The sequence below is a fragment of the Streptomyces sp. NPDC046977 genome (assembly GCF_040644455.1).
GTDB lineage: Bacteria > Actinomycetota > Actinomycetes > Streptomycetales > Streptomycetaceae > Actinacidiphila.
Genome location: NZ_JBEYWO010000027.1, coordinates 31,763 through 51,893, shown reverse-complemented (window position 1 = coordinate 51,893; position 20,131 = coordinate 31,763). Strand labels below are relative to the sequence as shown.

Annotated in this window: 18 protein-coding genes and 1 pseudogene; 9 read left to right on the top strand and 10 right to left on the bottom strand. The window is 72.8% G+C overall.

Annotation, left to right across the window (positions count from 1 at the left end; translation table 11 throughout):
* Nucleotides 1-49: 49 nt before the first annotated feature.
* Nucleotides 50-442 (bottom strand): helix-turn-helix domain-containing protein, encoded by a 393-nt coding sequence (locus tag ABZ883_RS32425; protein ID WP_360912544.1) that lies wholly within the window; start codon nt 440-442, stop codon nt 50-52.
* A gap of 127 nt (nt 443-569) precedes the next feature.
* Between ABZ883_RS32425 and ABZ883_RS32420 the strand changes: the two genes are divergently transcribed.
* Together ABZ883_RS32420 and ABZ883_RS32415 are read left to right on the top strand one after the other, a co-directional pair.
* Nucleotides 570-1,418: an NAD(P)H-binding protein gene (locus tag ABZ883_RS32420; RefSeq protein WP_360912542.1), complete on the top strand. Its 849-nt coding sequence runs from the start codon at nt 570-572 to the stop codon at nt 1,416-1,418.
* Nucleotides 1,419-1,468: 50 nt separating this feature from the next.
* A pseudogene (locus ABZ883_RS32415) lies at nt 1,469-1,718 on the top strand (hypothetical protein).
* A gap of 15 nt (nt 1,719-1,733) precedes the next feature.
* Here ABZ883_RS32415 and ABZ883_RS32410 read toward each other — a convergent pair.
* Entirely contained in the window at nt 1,734-3,041 is a 1,308-nt protein-coding gene (locus ABZ883_RS32410; RefSeq protein WP_360912540.1) for a ThuA domain-containing protein, read from the bottom strand.
* A gap of 589 nt (nt 3,042-3,630) precedes the next feature.
* On the opposite strand from ABZ883_RS32410, the gene ABZ883_RS32405 reads away from it, so the two are divergent.
* From ABZ883_RS32405 to ABZ883_RS32375, 7 genes are all read left to right on the top strand, one after another.
* On the top strand, nt 3,631-5,856 hold the full coding sequence (locus ABZ883_RS32405) for an RICIN domain-containing protein (RefSeq protein ID WP_360912538.1): 2,226 nt from the start codon (nt 3,631-3,633) through the stop codon (nt 5,854-5,856).
* A gap of 289 nt (nt 5,857-6,145) precedes the next feature.
* Nucleotides 6,146-7,570, top strand: coding sequence for a ricin-type beta-trefoil lectin domain protein (locus ABZ883_RS32400; protein ID WP_360912536.1), 1,425 nt, complete (start codon nt 6,146-6,148; stop codon nt 7,568-7,570).
* A 70-nt stretch (nt 7,571-7,640) separates the two neighbouring features.
* Nucleotides 7,641-8,366 carry a pyridoxamine 5'-phosphate oxidase family protein gene (locus ABZ883_RS32395; RefSeq protein WP_360912534.1) on the top strand — a complete coding sequence of 242 codons (726 nt, stop codon included), beginning with the start codon at nt 7,641-7,643 and terminating at the stop codon, nt 8,364-8,366.
* A 105-nt stretch (nt 8,367-8,471) separates the two neighbouring features.
* Nucleotides 8,472-9,038 (top strand): Clp protease N-terminal domain-containing protein, encoded by a 567-nt coding sequence (locus tag ABZ883_RS32390; RefSeq protein WP_360912699.1) that lies wholly within the window; start codon nt 8,472-8,474, stop codon nt 9,036-9,038.
* Nucleotides 9,039-9,050: 12 nt separating this feature from the next.
* On the top strand, nt 9,051-10,046 hold the full coding sequence (locus ABZ883_RS32385) for an EamA family transporter (RefSeq protein ID WP_360912532.1): 996 nt from the start codon (nt 9,051-9,053) through the stop codon (nt 10,044-10,046).
* A gap of 166 nt (nt 10,047-10,212) precedes the next feature.
* The gene (locus ABZ883_RS32380; protein ID WP_360912530.1) at nt 10,213-11,133 is read left to right on the top strand and encodes an EamA family transporter; all 921 of its coding nucleotides are present in this window, start codon (nt 10,213-10,215) and stop codon (nt 11,131-11,133) included.
* A 305-nt stretch (nt 11,134-11,438) separates the two neighbouring features.
* Entirely contained in the window at nt 11,439-13,037 is a 1,599-nt protein-coding gene (locus ABZ883_RS32375) for an NAD(P)/FAD-dependent oxidoreductase (protein ID WP_360912528.1), read from the top strand.
* 53 nt (nt 13,038-13,090) lie between these two features.
* On the opposite strand, the gene ABZ883_RS32370 is transcribed toward ABZ883_RS32375, so the two are convergent.
* The 8 genes from ABZ883_RS32370 to ABZ883_RS32335 all read right to left on the bottom strand — a co-directional run bounded on the left by ABZ883_RS32370 (nt 13,091) and on the right by ABZ883_RS32335 (nt 20,094).
* Nucleotides 13,091-13,966 carry a geranyl diphosphate 2-C-methyltransferase gene (locus tag ABZ883_RS32370; RefSeq protein WP_360912526.1) on the bottom strand — a complete coding sequence of 292 codons (876 nt, stop codon included), beginning with the start codon at nt 13,964-13,966 and terminating at the stop codon, nt 13,091-13,093.
* Between the two features lie 84 nt (nt 13,967-14,050).
* Nucleotides 14,051-15,109 carry a family 2 encapsulin nanocompartment cargo protein terpene cyclase gene (locus ABZ883_RS32365; protein ID WP_360912523.1) on the bottom strand — a complete coding sequence of 353 codons (1,059 nt, stop codon included), beginning with the start codon at nt 15,107-15,109 and terminating at the stop codon, nt 14,051-14,053.
* A 32-nt stretch (nt 15,110-15,141) separates the two neighbouring features.
* Entirely contained in the window at nt 15,142-16,584 is a 1,443-nt protein-coding gene (locus tag ABZ883_RS32360; RefSeq protein WP_360912521.1) for a family 2B encapsulin nanocompartment shell protein, read from the bottom strand.
* Between the two features lie 250 nt (nt 16,585-16,834).
* A complete protein-coding gene (locus tag ABZ883_RS32355; RefSeq protein ID WP_360912519.1) occupies nt 16,835-18,112 on the bottom strand; it encodes an MFS transporter in 1,278 nt (425 codons plus the stop codon).
* A 93-nt stretch (nt 18,113-18,205) separates the two neighbouring features.
* Nucleotides 18,206-18,481, bottom strand: a complete 276-nt coding sequence (locus tag ABZ883_RS32350) for a hypothetical protein (protein ID WP_360912517.1) — start codon at nt 18,479-18,481, stop codon at nt 18,206-18,208.
* Between the two features lie 47 nt (nt 18,482-18,528).
* Nucleotides 18,529-18,654, bottom strand: coding sequence for a hypothetical protein (locus ABZ883_RS32345; protein WP_360912515.1), 126 nt, complete (start codon nt 18,652-18,654; stop codon nt 18,529-18,531).
* Between the two features lie 84 nt (nt 18,655-18,738).
* On the bottom strand, nt 18,739-19,380 hold the full coding sequence (locus ABZ883_RS32340; protein WP_360912513.1) for an FMN-binding negative transcriptional regulator: 642 nt from the start codon (nt 19,378-19,380) through the stop codon (nt 18,739-18,741).
* Nucleotides 19,381-19,404: 24 nt separating this feature from the next.
* A complete protein-coding gene (locus ABZ883_RS32335; protein WP_360912511.1) occupies nt 19,405-20,094 on the bottom strand; it encodes a pyridoxamine 5'-phosphate oxidase family protein in 690 nt (229 codons plus the stop codon).
* Nucleotides 20,095-20,131: the final 37 nt, after the last annotated feature.

Genomic DNA, 20,131 nt, shown 5'->3' with positions numbered 1-20,131 from the left:
CGGGCCGCACCGCCCCCGTGGTCCCCGGCGTCCGGCGTGCCGGCGCGCATCAGCGCGTGTCGTCGTCGTAAGCGGTCCGCGCCTCGTCCACCTCGCCCATGTGCGCCTGCGACCAGTGCGCGAGCGACGCGAACAACGGGGCCAGGCTGCCGCCCAGTTCGCTGATCTCGTACTCGACGCGCGGCGGAACCTCGGGGTGGTACGTGCGGACCACCAGGCCGTCGCGCTCCAGCTGGCGCAGCCGCTGCGTCAGGACCTTCGGGGTGACCGCGCCGATGCGGCGCTGGAGTTCCACGAAACGCTGCCGGCCGTGGGCGTGCAGGGTCCACAGGACCGGGGTGGTCCAGCGGCTGAAGACCATGTCGACGACCGGGCTGATCGGGCAGGCCAGCGTGGGGTCGGTGGCCGGCGACGGGGCGCTGCGGGCGGACGGGCTGCTCATCGGGGCGCCTCCGTCGGGGCTCGGCTGATGTGCCGGAATGTGGATAGTCACTATCCTCTAGGTACCTACTATACCTGCGCTGTTAGCTTCGTCGGGTCGCAGTCAACGGGCCGGAACGGAGCCGAAGATGATCGCAGTGACAGGTGCCACGGGGAACGTCGGACAGCCGCTCGTGCGGGCGCTCGCCGCGGCGGGCGAGCAGGTGACGGCACTGTCCCGTCGGAGTCCCGCGCCGGACGGACTCCCCTCCGGAGTACGCCACAGGAAGGTCGACCTGACGGCCCCGGAGGAACTGAGCGCGGCGCTGGACGGCGCCGGGACGCTGTTCCTCCTGCCGGCCGGGGACCTCCTCGCCCCCGGCGGCCGCCCGTACGACCTCGTCGGCGCCGCCAAGGCCGCCGGAGTGCGCCGCGTCGTACTGCTCTCCTCGCAGGCCGCCGGCACCCGCCCGCAGGCGGTCTCGCACGAGCCGCTGCGCGCCTTCGAGGCCGCGGTGCGCGAGTCCGGCACCGACTGGACGGTCCTGCGGAGCGGCGGTTTCGCCTCCAACGCCTTCGCCTGGAGGGAGTCGGTGCGCACGGCGCGCACGGTGGCCGCGCCCTTCGCGGACGTCGCACTCCCCGTCGTCGACCCCGCCGACATCGCCGCGGCCGCGGCGGTCCTCCTGCGCGACGGGTCCCACGCGGGACGCACCTACGAGGTGACGGGACCGGTGCCCGTCTCGCCGCGCGAGCAGGCGGCGGCCATTGGCGAGGCACTGGGCACTGCGCTGCGCTTTGTCGAACTGAGCCGGGAGGAGGCCCGGTCGGGCCTGCTGCGCTTCATGCCGGAGGCCGTCGCGGACGGCACCTTGGACATCCTGGGCGAGCCGCTGCCCGAGGAGCGGCGCGTCAGCCCCGACACCGACGCACTGCTGGGCCGCCCCGCGACGCCGTTCGCGGCCTGGGCGGCGCGCAACGCCGCCGCCTTCCGCTGAGGCGGTGCGGGGGAGCAGGCCCCCGGCCTGCGGGGTGTTGGCGTCCGGCCATGGACGACAGCGTGTACGTGGGCAACGCGGGCCGGGACGCGGCCTTGGACCGCGGATGGCTCCTGGGCGACCTCAAGGAGGCCGGCGACCCCCGGCACACCACGGACGTGGAGATCACGTGCGGGGGGCACCCGAAGGGCGAGGAGCGCGCGACGCGGGGTGGACCACTCCTGGCACGCCGAGGAGGAGTCCGTCGTACGGACGGTGCGCCGGCCGTCCGTACCCGGTTACCGGGTACGGACGGCCTGATGCGACCGACCGGTGTCAGGACCGGGCGGTCAGCTGGAAGGACTGGGCGGCGGTGCCGTTGCAGGTGTACTGCTGCATGCGCGCGGCGTCGGCGGTGGACGCCGACGGCACGTCGAGGCACTTGCCGCTGTTGCGGTTGACGAAGTGGAAGGTGCCGCCGGTCTCCGCGACGGGCAGCCACTGCTGGTTGGCCCCGTTGGAGTACGACCAGAGCTGGATCTTGGCGGCGTCCGCGGTGGAGACGCCGGTGACGTCCCAGGACTTGGTCGCGTCGTTGCGGTTGTTGACGCGGTAGTAGCCGTCGCTGGTCGCCTGGAACTGCCAGTCCTGCGCGGTGGTGCCGTTGCAGGCGTACTGCTGGACGGCGGTGCCGTTGGCGGTGGCCGCGGCGGCGGCGTCGACGCACTTGCCGCTGTGCTTGGCGGCGACCGTCGCCCAGCCGCTGGGCAGGGTGCCGGTGGGCGGGTTCGGGTCGCCGGTGGAGCCGGTGCCGAGCCACTTGAGGCCGTCGAGGAGGAAGGTGTTCTGGGTGGCGCTCGCGAAGGTCGACGACAGGCCGGTGTTCGTGTCGTAGTTCATCGCGTTGTGGCCGAAGTTGGCGTACAGCATCCGGTACTTGTTGTTCGTCCACAGGATCGGGTAGTAGCCGCTGTACCAGGACTGGTTGGGGTCCGTGCCCAGCGGGAAGCTGACCGGGTCGACGGACGCCAGGATGTCGATGTCCGGGTTGTTGCGCAGGTCGTTGCTCCAGCTGTACCACTCGCTGACGGCGGAGGTGAACGTCGCGGGCAGGTGCACGGTCGAGGGGTGGGTGCGGTCCTCGACGCGCAGCACGGCGGTGGTGGGGCCCCAGGTGTTCGTGGCGAAGTTCCCGCTGCCCAGGAACTGGTTGTAGTACCAGGGCCAGCTGGACGCGCTGGTCGTGAACGCCGAGACGTGGAAGCCCAGCCAGCCGCCGCCACCCCGCATGTAGGACTCGAAGCCGGCGCGCTGGGCGGCGGTCTGCGGGGCGTCGTCGAGGAAGAGGACGACCTGGTACTGCTTCAGCGCGTTGCTGTCGGCCAGCAGGTTCCAGTTGTTGGTCGAGGTGTACGTGAAGCCGTTGGCGGCGGCCTGCTGCGGGAACCAGCGGTTGGCCTCGCCGACGAAGTTGATGTGGGCCGCGTCGTAGGTGCCGTTGTAGAAGGCGATCACCTTGAACGGGGTGGCGGCCGCGGCGCCGTGGCCGGTGACGGCGGGGGCGGCGGTGACGCCGAGGAGTACGGCGAGCAGCAGTAACAGGCGGCCGGCGGCGCGCCGGCCTGCGGCGGTGAGAGCGGTCATGGGGGGTCCTTCCCGTGTCGGCGTGCGTGGGTGGGGGCGCCGGTGAGGGTGAAGGGCGGTGCACGGCGTTGAACGGTGGCGCGGTGGGGGGATCCGTGGGGAGACCTTTGTCAACGTTGTGATTTAAGGAGTGAAAGAAGGTCCCCGTCAAGACTTTGGTACAGACCAGTCGGTGCGGTACCGGTCGTGGGCGCCGGAGCCGCGCGTGACGCCGTGCGGGGGTCTGTCTTCAAGTGTTGATCAGCGTGCGCCAACGGCGGGCGGGGCCGGGGGAGACCCGGATGCCCGGTGTTTGGGCTGCTCAAACACCGCGTGTGCGGGGGGAGTCGAGTCTTTACCACGGATCGGCGCGAGTTCGGAATCCGTAGCGCCACCTCTTGACGTGTCCCTTCCATGAGCCTAACTTCACGCCGTGAAGAAAGGTTGTCCAGACCTTTCAGCCGCTGTCGCAGCCGGACGTTGCCTGTCCGGTGAAGCCCGTGTCACTTCGTCGCACTCCGCACAGCACCTCACACTCCTGCATGCCGGCGCCCGATTCGGCATGCCCGCCCCCCCACGGCGCCGCGCCCCGCGCGGCACAGGAGCATCCATGAGAATCCTCGGAGCACCGTCTCCGGACGCCCCCGGCCGCAGCCGGATCCGGCGCCGCGTCATACCGTTCGCCCTCGGCGCGCTGGTCGCCTCGGGCCTGTCCGCCGTCGTGCTCGCCCCCCAGGCCCAGGCCGCCGTCCCCACCGGCTGGGTGACGGTCGCCGCCAAGCACAGCGGCAAGTGCGTCGACGCCGCCGCCGCGGCCACCGCCAACGGCACCGCCGTCCAGCAGTACGCCTGCAACGGCACCACCGCGCAGCAGTGGCAGTTCCAGGCCACGAGCGACGGATACGTGCGGGTCAACAACCGCAACGACGCGACCAAGTCGTGGGACGTCACCGACGTCTCCACCGCCGACGCCGCCCCGATCCAGCTCTGGTCGTACTCGTCCGGCGCCAACCAGCAGTGGCTGCCGGTGGAGGAGGCCGGCGGCACCTTCCACTTCGTCAACCGCAACAGCGGCAAGTGCCTCGACGTGCCGTCGGCGTCCACCGCGGACGCCGTGCGCATGCAGCAGTACACCTGCAACGGCACGGCGGCCCAGTCGTTCAGCCTCGGGTCCACCGACGGCCCGACGAACCCGCCGGGCACTCCCGACTTCGGCCCCAACGTCTCCGTCTTCGACCCGTCGATGTCCTCGGCGTCCATCCAGAGCAGGCTCAGTCAGGTCTTCGGCCAGCAGGAGTCCAACCAGTTCGGCTCGCAGCGCTACGCCCTGCTGTTCAAGCCGGGCAGCTACAACGTCGATGCCAACGTAGGGTTCTACACCCAGGTCGCCGGCCTCGGCCTGTCCCCCGACGCCGTCACCATCAACGGCGCGGTCCACGCCGAGGCCGACTGGTTCCAGGGCAACGCCACCCAGAACTTCTGGCGTTCGGCCGAGAACCTCTCCGTCAACCCGTCGAGCGGCACCGACCGCTGGGCGGTCTCGCAGGCGGCCCCGTACCGGCGCATGCACGTCCGCGGCAACCTGCAGCTGGACGACGGCGGCTGGTCCAGCGGCGGTCTGATCGCCGACTCCAAGATCGACGGACAGGTGCGCTCCGGCTCGCAGCAGCAGTGGCTGTCGCGCAACAGCCAGTGGGGCAGTTGGACGGGCTCCAACTGGAACATGGTCTTCGTCGGCGATGTGGGCGCCCCGGCGAACACCTTCCCGAGCCCGCCTTACACCACGGTCGCGCAGTCCCCGGTGACGCGTGAGAAGCCGTTCCTGTACGTGGACTCGGCCGGCGCGTACCAGGTCTTCGTGCCGGCGCTGCGCACCAACAGCCAGGGCACGAGCTGGGCGGGCGGCAACCCGGCGGGCAGCTCGCTGCCGATCGACCAGTTCTTCATCGTCAAGCCCGGTGCCACCGCGACGGACATCAACGGCGCGCTCGCCCAGGGCAAGAACCTGCTGTTCACGCCCGGCGTCTACCACCTCAACCAGACGCTCAACATCAACCGGGCCGACACCGTGGTGCTGGGCCTGGGCCTGGCGACCATCGTCCCGGACAACGGCATCACGGCGGTCAACGTGGCCGACGTGGACGGCGTGAAGATCGCCGGTCTGCTGATCGACGCCGGCACGACCAACTCCCAGACGCTGATGCAGGTCGGCCCGGCCGGCTCCGCCGCGCGGCACACCGCCGACCCGACCTCGCTGCACGACGTGTTCTTCCGCATCGGCGGCGCGGGCGTCGGCAAGGCCACGCAGAGCCTGGTGGTCAACAGCTCCGACGTCATCGGCGACCACATGTGGCTGTGGCGCGCCGACCACGGCAGCGGTGTCGGCTGGACCAGCAACACCGCCACCAACGGCCTGATCGTCAACGGCACCAATGTGACGATGTACGGCCTGTTCGTGGAGCACTACCAGCAGCACCAGGTGATCTGGAACGGCAACGGCGGCCGCACGTACTTCTTCCAGAACGAGATGCCGTACGACCCGCCCAACCAGGCCTCCTGGATGAACGGTTCGGTGCGCGGCTACGACGCCTACAAGGTCAGCCCCTCCGTCACCAGCCACGAGGCCTGGGGCCTGGGCAGCTACTGCTACTTCAACGTCAACCCGTCCGTGGTCGCCGACCGCGCCTTCGAGGCGCCGGCCGTGAGCGGGGTCCGCTTCCACGACATGGTGACCGTCTCGCTCGGCGGCACCGGCACCATCAGCCACGTGATCAACAACACCGGAGGACCGTCCAACTCCGGCTCCAACGTGGCCAACCTGGTCTCGGGTCCCTAGCCAGGCGGGACCCGGCCGAGGCGGGGCCGCCGCTCGCACGGCGGCGGCGGCCCCGCTCCCCGGCGCGCCCGCGTCCACCGGCGGTGCCCTGACGGCCCGTGGAATCCCACGGGCGCAGGGGGTTGACGCGGAGCTGGTCTAGTCCATACCGTCATCGGCCATCAGCTGTTCATGTAGTGGGGTGTTGTTCACCTACATGAACAGCTGTCAAGCCCCCCACGCCGTCCCCGCGGCGCACCACCCCCCCACAGCGCGCACCCCACCCCGCGCCCACGACAGGAGTCGTCCTGTGCTGAAGACCGCCGTCAGAGCCCTCGCAGCCGCCCCCGCCGTCCTGGCCATGGCCGCCACCGCCGTCGTCGCCACCGGCGGCTCGGCGAGCGCCGCCGCCAACCCCGGCCCCGGCTTCCCCGCCCAGTACGCCGCGCCGTACGTCGAGACCTGGAACTCGCCCTCGGCGATGGCCAATGCCCGCAACGCCACCGGCCTGAAGTACTTCACGCTGGCCTTCGTCATCGACGGCGGTGGCTGCAACGCCATGTTCAACGGCGACACACCGGTCACCGACGCCGGCTGGACCTCGGCGATCAACTCCCTGCGGTCCGCGGGCGGCGACGTCATCGCCTCCTTCGGCGGCGCCTCCGGCACCGAGATCGGCGTCTCCTGTACGAGCGTCGCCTCGCTGAAGGCCCAGTACAAGAAGGTCGTCGACGCCCTCAACCTCACCCGCATCGACCTCGACGTCGAGGGCGGCCAGCTCGACAACACCGCCGCCAACGACCGCCGCAACAAGGCGCTGGCCCAGCTCCAGCAGGAGTACGCCGCCGCCGGCCGCAAGCTCGACGTGCAGTACACCCTCCCGGTCAACCCGACCGGCCTGGAGTCCAACTCGATCAGCCTGCTGAACAACGCCAAGAGCAACGGGCTGAACGTCAACCTCGTCAACATCATGACGATGGACTACGGACCGGCCATGGACATGGGCAAGGCCGCCACCGACGCCGCCACCGCGCTGCGCAGCCAGCTCGGCGCGATCTGGACCACCAAGACCGACGCGCAGCTGTGGGCGATGGAGGGCAACACCCCGATGATCGGGGTCAACGACACCACCGCCGAGACCTTCACCACCGGCAACGCCACCACGCTCGCCAACTTCGCCAAGTCCAAGGGCATCCAGGAGCTCGCCTTCTGGGCGGTCGGCCGCGACAAGGCCTGCGCCACCAACGGCCAGCTCTCGGACTCCTGCAGCGGCACCCCGCAGAGCGCCTGGCAGTTCTCCAGCATCTTCAACACCGTCACCGGAGGCGGCACCACCCCGCCGCCCACCGGCTCCACCGGCCAGATCACCGGCCTCGGCGGCAAGTGCGTCGACGTCGCCGCCGCGAGCAGCGCCAACGGCACCGCCGTCCAGATGTACGACTGCAACGGCACCACCGCCCAGCAGTGGACCGTGGGCACCGACGGCAGCATCCGCGCCCTCGGCAAGTGCATGGACCTCACCGCGGCCGGCACCGCCAACGGCACCAAGGTGCAGCTGTACGACTGCAACGGCACCGGCGCCCAGGTCTGGCAGCGCGGCACCGGCGACACCCTGGTGAACCCCGCCTCCGGCAAGTGCCTCGACGTCACGGACAAGTCGACGGCCAACGCGGCCCGGCTGCAGATCTGGACCTGCGCCGGCGGCACCAACCAGCAGTTCCACCTCCCGGCCTGACAGGGGGACAGGCGCGCGGCCGCCCGGTGCACCGTGTGTGCGCCGGGCGGTGGCGTGTGAGGATCATGACGTGACCGACGACAAGCCCGGCGTCCCCGGCGAAACCGGCCAGGACGCCCCCGTGACCGCCGACTCCCTGCGCGAACGCATGCGTTCCGCCCCCGTGCTGGCCGGCCCGCTCCCCGGCTTCGACCCGGCCGCCGCCGGGCCCGCGCCCGGACCGGTGTTCGCCCGCTGGCTGGCCCGCGCCCTGGACGACGGGGTGCCGGAGCCGCATGTCATGACCCTCGCCACGGCAGGTGCCGACGGCCGCCCCTCGGCCCGGGTGCTCCTGCTGCGCGGCGTCGACATCGAGCGCTGCGCCTTCGACTTCGCCTCCGAGGCGGCCAGCCGGAAGGGACGCGACCTGGCGGAGCACCCGTATGCCGCGCTCACCTGGTACTGGCCCCAACACGGCCGGCAGATCAGGGCGGCCGGGCCGGTGGAGATCCTGGACCGGGACACCGCGCGCCGGGACTTCCTCGGCCGCCGCGAGCCCTCCAGGGCCGCCGGGTTCACCGGCGTGATGAGCGCGCCGCTGGACGGCCCGGCCGCCTACCAGCAAGCCCGGCGGCGTGCCACCGCGCACATCGCCGCCGCCCCGGAGGACGTCCCCGAGGGGCACACCGTCTACCGGCTCGCCGCCGACGAGGCCGAGTTCTGGCAGGCCGGACCCGCGGGGCAGCACATCCGGCTGCGCTACGCACGCGATCCTGCGGCGCCCGGCGGCTGGACGCGGGGCCTGCTCTGGCCCTGAGGCACACCGCCCCTGAGACGCCGGCCGCCGCCGTCATCCCTCAGGAGGACCGGTCGCCCGCGTGTGCCCACCCGCAGGAGTAGCGACGAATGGCTCCGCGCGCCGATGCCGCGCGACCGCAGAACTGATGGGGTGGGAACCGTGCACAGGGACGACTTGCGGCTCACGGTGGAGCTGCGCTCGGTGACCGCCGGGGCGCGGCGCCGCGCGGTGCGCGACGGCGACGACCGCGTCGACACCGCGCACCTGCTGCACTCCCTGCTGGAGAACGACCCGCGTGCCCGCGAGGCGGTCGACGGCGGGGCGGGCGGCGCGCAGACGGCCCGCGTGCTGGGCTACCTCGTGCAGCGCAGCATCGGCTACGGCATGCGGTGGCGCGACGCCGTCGAGGACTCCGGGGCCCTGTCCGTGCTCACCCCCCTCGGCGCGCCCGGCTGGAGCCCGGCGGCCGGCACGGCGATCGGCGCCGCGGTCGCCCGTGCCCATGAACGGGGTGCGGCGCAGGCCGACGGCGGCGACCTGCTGGCGGCGCTGCTGGCCGACCCCGCCTGCCGGGCCGTGGAGGTGCTGCGCGCCGCCGGAGTGGACCCCGAACGGCTGCCGGCGCGTCCACCGGCCCCACGCGCCGGTGACGACAGCCGCTACTGGGGTGACGGTCCTGTCGCGAGCTGACATCATGGCCCGATGCATGTGTCTCAGGGGAGGAACACCGGGCTCGGACTCGCGCTCGTCTCGGCGTTCGCGTTCGGTGGTTCGGGGGTCGCGGCCAAGCCGCTGATCGAGGCGGGGCTGGACCCGCTGCACGTGGTCTGGCTGCGCGTGGCCGGCGCCGCGCTCCTCATGCTGCCCGTCGTCCTGCGCCACCGCACCCTCCTGCTGCGCCGCCCCGCGGTGCTGGCCGGCTTCGGGCTGCTCGGCGTCGCCGGTGTGCAGGCCTTCTACTTCGCGGCCATATCGCGCATCCCCGTCGGCGTCGCGATCCTCGTGGAGTTCCTGGGCCCCGCGCTGCTGCTCGGCTGGGTGCGCTTCGTGCAGCGCAAGGCGGTCAGCAGGGCCGCGGCCGTCGGCGTGGTGCTCGCCGTCGGCGGCATGGCCGCCGTGGTCGAGGTGTGGTCGGGGCTGGCCTTCGACCCGCTGGGCCTCGTGCTCGCCTTCGGGGCCGCCTGCTGCCAGGTCAGCTACTTCGTCCTGGCCGACCACGGCAGCGACGGCGAGGACGCGCCCGACCCCGTCGCCGTCATCGCGTACGGACTGCTCATCGGCGCCCTCGTACTGACCGTCACCTCCCGCCCCTGGCGGATGGACTGGACCGTGCTCACCCACCGCGCCGACATGGGCGAGGTGTCCGTGCCCGCGCTGCTGCTCGTCGGCTGGATCGTGCTGGTGGCCACCGTTGTCGCCTACCTCACCGGCGTGCTCGCCGTACGGCGGCTGTCGCCGCAGGTCGCCGGTGTCGTCGCCTGCCTGGAGGCGGTCGTCGGCACGGTCCTCGCCTGGATCCTGCTCGACGAGCACCTCGGCGCCCCGCAGGTCCTCGGCGGCGTCCTCGTCCTCGCGGGCGCCTTCGTCGCGCAGACCGCGAAGAAGCGGGGGACGACGACCGTGGTCGCCGCCGCGGTCCCGGCGGCCGACGCGGACGCCGCCGCCACCGAACCCCAGGACAAGGCGCGGCTCGTATAGGGTCGGTGCCGTGCGACACACCGTTCTCCCCCCGCCGCCCGCCGCTTAAGGCGGACGGCGCACCCACGGAAGACCCGGCCCGGGCACGTCCCCGGGCAGGTGGCCGCTGCCCGCACACGGGAGCACACGACCACCTCATTCCTTACGCGGGAGCACCCTCGTGTCCATGTCCCCTGCCCTGCCGGTCCGGCGGGGCCTGCTCTACGTCACCCTCGCCGCCACCGCGTGGGGCACCGCGGGCGCCGCCGCCTCCGTGCTGTACGACCGCACCGGGCTCGGCCCCTTCGCCCTCACCTTCTGGCGCTCCGTCGGCGGCTGCGCGCTGCTGCTCGCAGCCCGCGCCGTCCTGGGCGCGACCCGGCCGCGCCGCCCCGGCGCGCGCACGCTGCTCATCGGTCTCGGGCTGACGGCCTTTCAGACCGCGTACTTCATGGCCGTCGCCACCACCGGCCTCGCCGTCGCCACCGTCGTCACCCTCGGATCCGGGCCTGTGCTCATCGCCCTCGGCGAGCGGCTGTGGACCGGCGAACGCATCGGCCGCGGCGGCGCCTGGGGCGTCACCGCGGCCCTGGCCGGACTCGCCGTCATCGTTCTGGGCGGAGGCGGCGACACGACCGTGCGCCCGGGCGGCGTCGCCCTCGCGCTGGCCTCCGGGGCGGGCTACGCCGCCGTCACCCTGCTGACCCGGCACGCCGCCCGCCGCGGGCAGGCCGAGGACCCCGCGTCGGCATCGCTGTGGTCCTTCGCGGTCTGCGCGGCGGTGGTGCTTCCGCTCGCCGCGGCCGAGGGACCGCTGCCGCGCCACGACACCCTGACCGTCGCGCTGCCGCTGCTGCTGTATGTCGCCGCGGTGCCCACCGCGCTCGCGTACGGGCTGTACTTCGCGGGCGCGGCGGTCCTGCTGCCGGCCACGGTCTCGGTGATCGCCCTCATCGAGCCCGTCTCGGCCACGGCGGTCGCGATCGGGGTCCTCGGCGAGCGGCCGGCGCCCGCGACCGTGCTGGGCACGGCGATCCTGCTGGCCGCGGTGGCCGGCATGGGAGCGGCCGAGACCCGGCGGCCGTCGGCGGCGACCGCGGTGGAGTGAGTCCCTGCGCGCCGGTGCGACCGCTCGGCACTGCAGCCCTCGTCTCCTGCGGGGCCGTGAACCCGCCGGACGCGCCCGGCCGGTCCACGGCCTGCTCCCGGCACCAGGCCGGGACCAGGAGGGCGAGGCCGCCGATCGGCTGTCGGCCAACGGGATCTCAAGGGGCCACGCGCCGGGCGCCGGACACGGCGGAGCGGGGTGTCGCGCGCCGGGTCTCCGGGTGCGGCTGCGCAGCGCGACGTGCAGGCTGGAGGACGGGCAGTGAGCGGCTGCCCCTGAGCGAGCGACGAACCCGAGGAGCACGGATGCCCCGCACCGTCGATGCCGTCGTCGTCGGTTCCGGTGTGAACGGCCTCGTCGCCGCCACCGAACTGGCCAAGGAGGGCTGGTCGGTGGCCCTGGTGGAAGGGGGCGAGCGGCTGGGCGGCTTCCTCGCCACCGAGGAGCGGACCGTGCCCGGCTTCCTGCACGACACTTACGCCTCGTGGCAGCCGCTCTTCGTGTCCGGAGCGGCCTACGCCGCCCTCGGGGAGGATCTGCACCGGCACGGTCTGGAGTTCCGCAACACCGACGGCTTCGTCACCGGCACCGTCGCCGACGACGGCCGCACCGTCCTCGCCCACCGCGACGCCGTGGTGACGGCGGAGGCGTTCGCCCGCGCCGAGGACCGCGCCGCCTACCTCGCCATGCTGCGCAGGTTCCTCGACAACGCCGACGCCATCGGCGGCATGCTCGGCGGAGAACCCCGCTCGCCGGGGATGCTGAAGAACATCGCGAAGATGCTGCGCCGGGAACGGTTCACCGGCACCGAGGCGTGGCTGCGCGCCGCGCTCACCAGCGGCCGTTCGTACTGCCGCAGCACGTTCCGCGGCGACGAGGCCGATCTTCTGTGGACGCCGTGGCTGCTGCACACGGGCCTGTGCCCGGACCACGCCGGCGGCGGCCTTCTCCTGCCCGTGGTGGCGTCCTCGCTGCACGGCTTCGGCCTGCCGCTGGTGGCGGGCGGTGTCCGCAACCTCGTCCGCGCCTTCGAGACGCTGCTCGCCGAGATGGGCGTGGACGTCCGCACCGGGCAGCCGGTGCGGCGGCTGGTCGTCACCGGCGGCCGGGTCACCGGGGTGGTCAGCGGTGACGAGACCATCCACGCGCGGCGCGCCGTGCTCGCCTCGGTGACCCCGACCGCGCTGTACGGGGAACTGCTGCCGCAGGACGTCCCGCTGCCGCCCGCGGTCCGCGGCCAGGCGCGGCGCTTCCGCTACGGCCGCGCCGCGATGCAGATCCACGTCGCACTCTCCGCCCCGCCCGGCTGGCGGGACGACCGCCTGGCCGGGCTGCCGGTGCTGCACCTGAGCGACGGGTCCGCGAGCACGGGGATCGCGTGCGCGGAGGCCGAGGCCGGCCTGCTGCCGCGCAGGCCCACGGTGGTCGTCGGCCAGCAGTACGTGCTCGACCCGCCGCGGGTGCCGCAGGGGGCCGCCGCCCTGTGGATCCAGCTCCAGGAAGTGCCCTACGCGCCGTCCGGCGACGCGGCCGGTGAACTGGATGTCACCGGCGGCTGGACGAAGTCCCTGACCGAGGGCTACGTCGACCGGGTGCTGGAGCGCATCGCCCGGCACGCCCCCGACCTGCCGGGCAAGGTGGTCGCCTGGGACGCCGTCACCCCCCGCGACCTGGCCGCCTACAACCCCAACGCGGTGGCCGGCGACCCGTACGGGGGCTCGGCGGAACTCGACCAGAGCCTGCTGTGGCGCCCGCTGCCCAGTGCGCCCCGGCACGCCACGCCCGTACCCGGGCTGTGGCACATCGGCTCCTCCACCCACCCCGGACCCGGCCTCGGCGGCGGTTCGGGGCACCTCGCGGCCCAGCAGCTCGTCCGCAGCGCACGTCGGCGCGTCCGCCGTTGACCCGCCGGGACGCGGCGGGCCGACGACGGACGCTCATCGTTCCTGACGGTATGTCAGACGCGGTCGGCCGCGATCAGCAGGTACTGGAAGCTGCCGTTCTTGTAGGCCGTCACGAACGCGTCCTCGATGCCCGTGACCAAGTGGTCCGCCTCACTGCGCAGTTCCCAGTACGGGAGGGTGGCGGGGGTCAGGTCCTCGACGTGGACCGGGACCAGGCGGTTGCGGGCCATGGCCCGGAAGTACTCCGAGCGGGGGTGGATGTCGCAGATGTAGTGGGCGTTGATGAGGGAGACCTCGCGCGAGGCGCGCCCGTAGGTGTCGTTGTAGCAGCCGGTGATCACCACGTAGCGTCCGCCGCGGCGCAGCAGCCGGGCGTGCTCGGCGAAGAGCAGGTCCAGCTCGACGTACATGGTGGACTCGTTGTTCCACGACGCCGCGTACCCGCCGGTGGCCAGACCGGTGTCGAGCATGTTGCGATGGTGGTAGCGCACCTTGGCGTCGATGCCGCGCTGCCGGGCCTGGTCGTTGGCGAAGTCGGCCTGCTTGGCCGAGATGGTCACGCCGTCGGTGTGGCACCCGTACCGCTGGTGCGCGACCACGCTGCCGCCGCCCCGCCCGCATCCGGCGTCGAAGACCCGGTCGTCCGGTGACAGCGGTCCGAGGTGGGAGGCGAGGAGTTCCGCCTGCGCCTGTTCCAGCCGGTGCAGTTCACGGGTGATCAGCTCGCGGCGCAGGCCCGGGTCCGGCTCGTCCAGCACCGAACGGTCGGCGTCGCCGATGCCGTAGTGGTGGTGGTACAGGTCGTCGAGCTTGCCGAGTTCGAGATTGACCGGGTTCTCCTCGGCGTTCCAGTAGTCCGCGACGCGGCTCTGGTACGTGGACTGCGTCGGGAGCGAGACGGACGTGGTGCCGGGGTGCACAGTGGTCAACGGTGACTCCTTGCTTGGGACATCCGGTGGTCAGGCAGTGGTCGGACAGCGGTCGGCGCCGGATGGCCGGCGCCGAGCGGGGGCCTACCAGTAGTGCGGCAGGTGGTAGCGGTGGGTGTTGGTGGCGTGCCACTCGTGGTTGCCGGACACCCAGTCGGCCAGACCCTGGGAGTAGCGCTCGATCAGCGGCGAGGCGGCGGACACCGCCGCGGACTCCGTCTCGAACGCCTCCATGACCTGGTTGTGGATCTCGACGCTGCGGAGATAGGCGGCCTTCAGCCCGCACTTCTCGTTGGCGGCGACCACTTGGGGCAGATTGAGGTGGTCGGGATCGCTGGCCAGTTCCTTGGTGAAGGAGTACAGGTCGTTGACGATCGTCGTGGCGTTGCAGGCCAGCGCGGTGATCCGCTGGACCTCCGGCCGGGCGTAGAGCGGCTCGGGCAGTTCGTAGCCGTCCACGGCGTCGACGATCGACAGGCAGGGCCGGAAGTTGTTGAACTGCCGCATCACCAGGTACTCCCAGACCTCGGGCATGTGCCGTGTCTGCGCCCAGGAGGCCTCGGCGAGATAGCCGAGGTGCAGCCGGGCGACATCGTGCACGAACCTGTTCGTCTGGCTCGGGGTGGCGAGGGCCGCGTAGTCCCGCAGCGCGCAGTGGTAGGCGCGCAGCGGGTCGCCGGCCTCGACGGCGCTGCGCCACTGCGCCTCGTGCTCCGGGGTGCTGTGCAGGGGGTCGAGGGCGGACTGCGCCACGACCAGCCTGCCGCCCAGATGGCGCCGGGAGGCCCCCTTGCCCTCGTCCTCCTCGCAGTAGCAGCTGTCGACGATGTTCTCGGCGAGCAGCAGTTTGCCCGCGGCGGTGAGCCGTTCCAGGTCGGCCGCCGCGGGGTGCTGCAAGGTCACGGCGCGGCCGCACTGGAACTGCGCGAAGTCCCCGCTCCATTCGGGAGGGAAGAGGTCCAGTTCGCGGGCCCAGGTCTCCACCCGCCGGTCGACCTCCGCCGACTTCTCCGGGTCGGCCGGGACGGCGGGACGGTGTCTCAGCCCGGGAATCGCGCCGTGTCGGCGGGCGGCCGTGGCCGGCGCGGGGTGGGGCGGGCCCGGCATGGTGAAGCCGGCGGCGGTGTTCGCGGACGTGCTCATCGATGTGTGCTCCACCGGGTCGTCAGGTCGGGTCAGTCCGCGGTCCGGCCGAGCTGGACGTTCTCCAGGATCCCGGCCGCGTCGGGGACGAGGATGGCCATCGAGTAGTAGGCGGTGAGCAGGTACTTGGCGACGGCGGCCTCGTCGATGCCCATGAACCGCACGTTCAGCCCCGGCTGGTACTCCTCGGGGATGCCGGTCTGGTACAGGCCGACCACCCCCTGGTCCGCCTCGCCGGTGCGCAGCGCGATGATGCTGCTGGTCTGGTCGTCGGAGACGGGGATCTTGCCGCAGGGGAAGATCGGGACACCGCGCCAGGCCGGGACCTCGTGCCCGTTCACCTCGGCCGTGCCCGGCGTGAGGCCGCGCCGGTTGCACTGCCGGAAGAACGCGGTGATCGCCTTCGGATGGGCGAGGAACAGCCGTGTCTTGCGGCGCATCGACAGCAGTTCGTCCATGTCGTCGGGGGTCGGCGGCCCGGTGAAGGTGCTGATGCGCTGACCGTGGTCGACATTGCTCAGCAGGCCGAACTCCCGGTTGTTGACCAGCTCCCACTCCTGCCGCTCGCGGATCTCCTCCACCGTGAGCCGGATCTGCTGCCGGGTCTGGTCCATGGGGCCGTTGTAGAGATCGGCGACCCGGGTGTGCACGCGCAGCACGCTCTGGGTGAGGGAGAGTTCGTACTCGCGCGGCCGCAGTTCGTAGTCGACGAAGCCGCCCGGCAGCGCGGGCTCACCGTTGTGGCCGGCCCGCACCGGCATGTCCGCCTCGCCCTTGCGGTTCGCCGGCAGCTTCTGCCGCTCCGAGTACGCCGTCAGATGGGCGGCCAGCGACGGCACGCGGCCCGCGAACTCCCTGACCGCGGGCGAGGGCAGGGCGAGCACCACCCCAGCCGTCTCCGCCCGCACGGAGTGCGACCACAGCGGGTCGGGGCGGGTGAGGGACTCGTCGCCCATCGGGGTGCCGTCGGTGACGACGCCGAGCGCCGCCTCGTCCCCGTACCGGCCGGCGGCGAAGCGCGTGAAGCGGCCGCGGACGACGAGGTACACCTCCGTGACGGGCTGCCCCGCCTCGGCGAGCACCTGTCCGGGAGCGACCTCCCGGGGCGTGAAGCGGCCCGCGAGCTCCTGGAGCACGTCGAGGTCGGGGTAGCCGCGCAGCGCGGGCAGTTCGGTCAGGGTCCTGGGGATCACCCTGATGTCGTCCGCGCCGTTGTGCTCGAAGTCCACCCGGCCGCGCCCGGTGCGCAGTTGCAGTCGCCGGTTGACCCGGTAGGTGCCGCTCCTGACATCCACCCACGGCAGCATCCGCACCAGCCACCGCGAGGAGATGCCCTCCATCTGGGGCTCGGACTTGGTGGTGTCCGCCAGCTGACGCGCGGCACGGGTGCCGAGGCTGGTGGGCAGGCGGTCCGCGGGCGGGTCGAGTACGGATCCGTCACTGCCGGGACCGGCGGCGCTGTCGGGTACGGGCACGAGGCCTCCAGAGGAGTCAGCGGTGTGCGAACGGAAAGGCGGGACACCCACGTCACCACTGACGCCGGGCGGCACCTGCGGCCACACCAGCCAACAGCACCTCAGGACGTACGAGAAGTGCCTGAAGGGGTCGCTTTCATGCGCAAAGGGTGCAAACCTCTTGATCGAGGATCATGGAGGGAGCGCGGACGGAAGCACGCCGCCCGCGTGATCCCGTCCGCCGGTTTGGACCGGTGAACCCCGAAAGCGCCTACGCCGCGGCCGGGTCGGCGAGCGCCGCCGGGCCGGCGGGCGCGGCCGCGGGGCGCGCGGGCAGCCGCCGTACGGCGGGCACGCACAGCAGCGCGAGCGAGGCGGGAACCGCGATGACCGTCATCGCGAACAGCGTGGGCCGCACGCCGAGGGACGCCGACACCGGCCCGGCGACTGCCAGACCGAGCGGCATGAGCCCCGACGACAGCAAAAAGTCGTACGAACTCACCCGGGACAGCACCGCTTCGGGCACATGCGTCTGGAGCGCGGTCTCCCACAGGGTGAAGAAGACGGAGACGGCGACGCCGGTCACCGCTTCGAGCACCGCGATCAGGACCAGCGATCCGCCGGAACCGATGATCACGGCCTGGCAGGACGCCACGGCGAGCGCCGCCGCGGCCAGGGCCATGGGGCGCGCGACGTCGAGCCGGTAGGCGCACACGTCCCCGGCGATCGCACCGGCACCGAAGGCCGCGACGACGACCGACCAGCTCGCCACGCCGCCCCACTCGCGGGCGGCCAGCACCGGCCCCAGCACGAACACCGAGGGCAGCACGACGACGTGGTACACCCCGATGGCCACCATCCCCGACCACACCCACGCGGTGCCGCGCACATGCGCCCAGCCGGCCCGCAGTTCCGCCAGGAAACTGCCGCCCGCGGGTGCCGCCGCCGCTTCCGGGGCCGTCTCGCGAGGTCTCAGCCGGGCCAGGAAGGCGGCGCTGAGCGCGAAGGTCAACGCGTCCACGGCCAGGGCGCCCCCGGGGCCGGCCAGGGCGATCAGGCCCCCGGCCAGCGCGGGGCCGAGGACGAGCCCGGACGACTGGACGAAGCCGCGCAGCGCGTTCGCCTCCCGCAGCCGGCCGGCCCCGACGACCAGAGGCAGCAGTCCGGTCGAGGCGGGCATGAAGAACGCGTCCGCCGTGCCGAACACGACCATCAGCAGGGCGAGATGCGTCACCTCGGCGGCTCCGGTGAGCAGGAGCACGGCGATGGCCCCCTGGACGGCGCACCGCACCACATCCGAGACCAACATGATCCGGTGCCGCCGGAACCGGTCCGCCCACACCCCGCCCACCAGCGTGAACAGCAGCGTCGGCAGCAGCCCGGCGGCCGCCACGAGCCCGACGTCGGAGGCGGAACCGCCCACCGACAGTACGGCGAACGGCACGGCCACGAAGGACACGCGGTCGCCCAGCACCGACAGGGACTGCCCGGCGAAGAGGCGGGCGAACTGCGGTTCGTCACGCAGTACGGCGGGGAGCAGGGATTTCACGGGGGACCGACCTGGGACATCGGGGACACGGGGGCGACGGCCGATAGTAGGCGGGCCGGGCCGCGCGAGTCGCCTGAATATCCGGGGCTCCGGTCAGCCGCGGCCGGCAACGGAGTCGAGCACGCCCACGGCCGCGACGACGTGGGCCGAGCCGCCGCCCCGCCGCCCTCCCGCGCACCACCAGGACAGATGCCCGTCGGCATCCCGCGGATGCATCCCCAGGCCGTGCGCCGCGCACACGGGCCACGCCCGCGACAGACATTCGGTGACGGTCTCCTGCGCGGCGTCGGCGACGGCCGCCAGCGCGGCTTCCGGGTCGTCCGCCGTGCCCGGGAGCAGGTAATTGCCGTGCCACTCGCCGTCGGCCATGGCGACGTAGAAGTACTCCGTGTCGTGGTCCGGGTGGGCCGGCAGCCTCAGCGGGCCCTGTTGGGGGAGGGTCGCCGCAGGTCCCGGTTGAGCAGGGCGAGAGCCCGGTTCCACCACGGGTGCTCGCGCGGCGGGACCTGACGGGGCTCAGGGCGGTCGAGGAACTGGGGCATGGGCCTCATCCTGCATCACGCGGGTGCCCGGCCGCACAGCCGTTGTGGCCCGAGCGTGCGGCCCGCCTCGCGCGACCGGGCAGCTCAGTCCCCGTTCGCCGCGAGGCGCCGGAGTTGCTGGGCGCGGGCGGCGGCGTCGCCGGGACCGCCGCGGGCGGCCAGCAGGTCGCTCACGTGCCGGCGCGTCTCCGGCGGCCTGTTGCCGCCGAACTTGAACTTCGCCCGCACGCCCGTGACGTCGAGTCGCAGACCGCGGATGCCGGGCAGTTGCCTGCCGTAGGGGGCCTCGCCCGGGGCGACGTGGCCGTGGTCGCCCTCCGGCTGGAAGTGGGCGAGCTGGCGGAGCAGGAGGTCCGCCTTCTCCTGCGGGTCGTCCACGATGCGGGCGCGGCAGATCAGCTGGACGGCGGCGTAGTAGCTGGTGGGGGTGCCGTTCTCGGGCGGGCCGTCGGCGGGTGCGTGCCAGGGGGCGGGGATGTACGTGTAGTCGTCGACGACGCTGAGGACCACCTCCGGGCGGGCCTCCAGCGCGGGCCACAGCGGGTTGGGGCGGGCGAGGTGGGTCACGGCCTCGCGCCGTTCCGCGTCGTACGCGAAGTGCAGCGGCTGCACGTACGGCGGTTCACCGGGCGGGCCGTTGACCGCGAGCTGCCCGAAGTCGTGGCCGGCGAGCCAGTCCTGCCACTCGGCGTCGTCGTGGGCGGAGTCCCAGGGGTGGATGAGCACAGGGGGCCTCCTTTCAGTGCCGGGTCAGTGCCGGGCGAGGTAGCCGGGCAGGGCGATCGAGGGGTCGAGGTCGTCGGCGGGGACGGGCGGGCCGTAGCCGGGGGAGACGGGCAGGACGCCGGTCCAGTGGGGGAGGGACAGGTCCTCGGGGTCGTCGGACGGGCCGCCCGTGCGGATCTTCGCGGAGACCTCGGCCAGGTCGAGCGCGACGACGGCGGTGGCGGCCAGTTCCTTGGCGTTCGCGGGGCGGCAGTCGGCGGCGCGGCCCGGCAGGACGTGGTCGACCACGGCGTCGAGGGCGGCGGCGCGCTCCGCGGGGTCGGTGACCTGGCGGGCGGTGCCGTGCACCATCACGGAGCGGTAGTTGATGGAGTGGTGGAAGGCGGACCGGGCCAGGACGAGCCCGTCCACGTGCGTCACGGTCAGGCACACCGCGAGCCCGGGGTCCTCGCCCGCGCCGCGCAGCGGCCGCGAACCGGTGGAGCCGTGCACGTACAGCCGCTCGCCGACGCGGGCGTACAGCGTCGGCAGCACGACCGGCGCGCCGTCCCGGACGAAGCCCAGGTGGCAGACGTAGCCGGCGTCGAGGATCGCGTGCACGGCGTCGCGGTCGTACCAGGCCCGCTCGCGGCTGCGGGTCGGGACGGTCCGGTCGGTCGGGGGGTAGGGGGCGGCCCCGGCGGAGGGGGCGGAGGACGGCGGCGGGGCGGCCATGGCGCGATCCTTTGCACTAGTGCATACTGTCATTTGT

What these genes read in the sequence shown, in the direction of transcription:
- ABZ883_RS32425 (WP_360912544.1), bottom strand. Translation starts at nt 442, where the DNA reads ATGAGCAGCCCGTCCGCCCGCAGCGCCCCGTCGCCGGCCACCGACCCC.
- ABZ883_RS32420 (WP_360912542.1), top strand. Translation starts at nt 570, where the DNA reads ATGATCGCAGTGACAGGTGCCACGGGGAACGTCGGACAGCCGCTCGTG.
- ABZ883_RS32410 (WP_360912540.1), bottom strand. Translation starts at nt 3,041, where the DNA reads ATGACCGCTCTCACCGCCGCAGGCCGGCGCGCCGCCGGCCGCCTGTTA.
- ABZ883_RS32405 (WP_360912538.1), top strand. Translation starts at nt 3,631, where the DNA reads ATGAGAATCCTCGGAGCACCGTCTCCGGACGCCCCCGGCCGCAGCCGG.
- ABZ883_RS32390 (WP_360912699.1), top strand. Translation starts at nt 8,472, where the DNA reads ATGCCGCGCGACCGCAGAACTGATGGGGTGGGAACCGTGCACAGGGAC.
- ABZ883_RS32385 (WP_360912532.1), top strand. Translation starts at nt 9,051, where the DNA reads ATGCATGTGTCTCAGGGGAGGAACACCGGGCTCGGACTCGCGCTCGTC.
- ABZ883_RS32380 (WP_360912530.1), top strand. Translation starts at nt 10,213, where the DNA reads ATGTCCCCTGCCCTGCCGGTCCGGCGGGGCCTGCTCTACGTCACCCTC.
- ABZ883_RS32375 (WP_360912528.1), top strand. Translation starts at nt 11,439, where the DNA reads ATGCCCCGCACCGTCGATGCCGTCGTCGTCGGTTCCGGTGTGAACGGC.
- ABZ883_RS32365 (WP_360912523.1), bottom strand. Translation starts at nt 15,109, where the DNA reads ATGAGCACGTCCGCGAACACCGCCGCCGGCTTCACCATGCCGGGCCCG.
- ABZ883_RS32350 (WP_360912517.1), bottom strand. Translation starts at nt 18,481, where the DNA reads ATGGCCGACGGCGAGTGGCACGGCAATTACCTGCTCCCGGGCACGGCG.
- ABZ883_RS32345 (WP_360912515.1), bottom strand. Translation starts at nt 18,654, where the DNA reads ATGCCCCAGTTCCTCGACCGCCCTGAGCCCCGTCAGGTCCCGCCGCGC.
- ABZ883_RS32335 (WP_360912511.1), bottom strand. Translation starts at nt 20,094, where the DNA reads ATGGCCGCCCCGCCGCCGTCCTCCGCCCCCTCCGCCGGGGCCGCCCCC.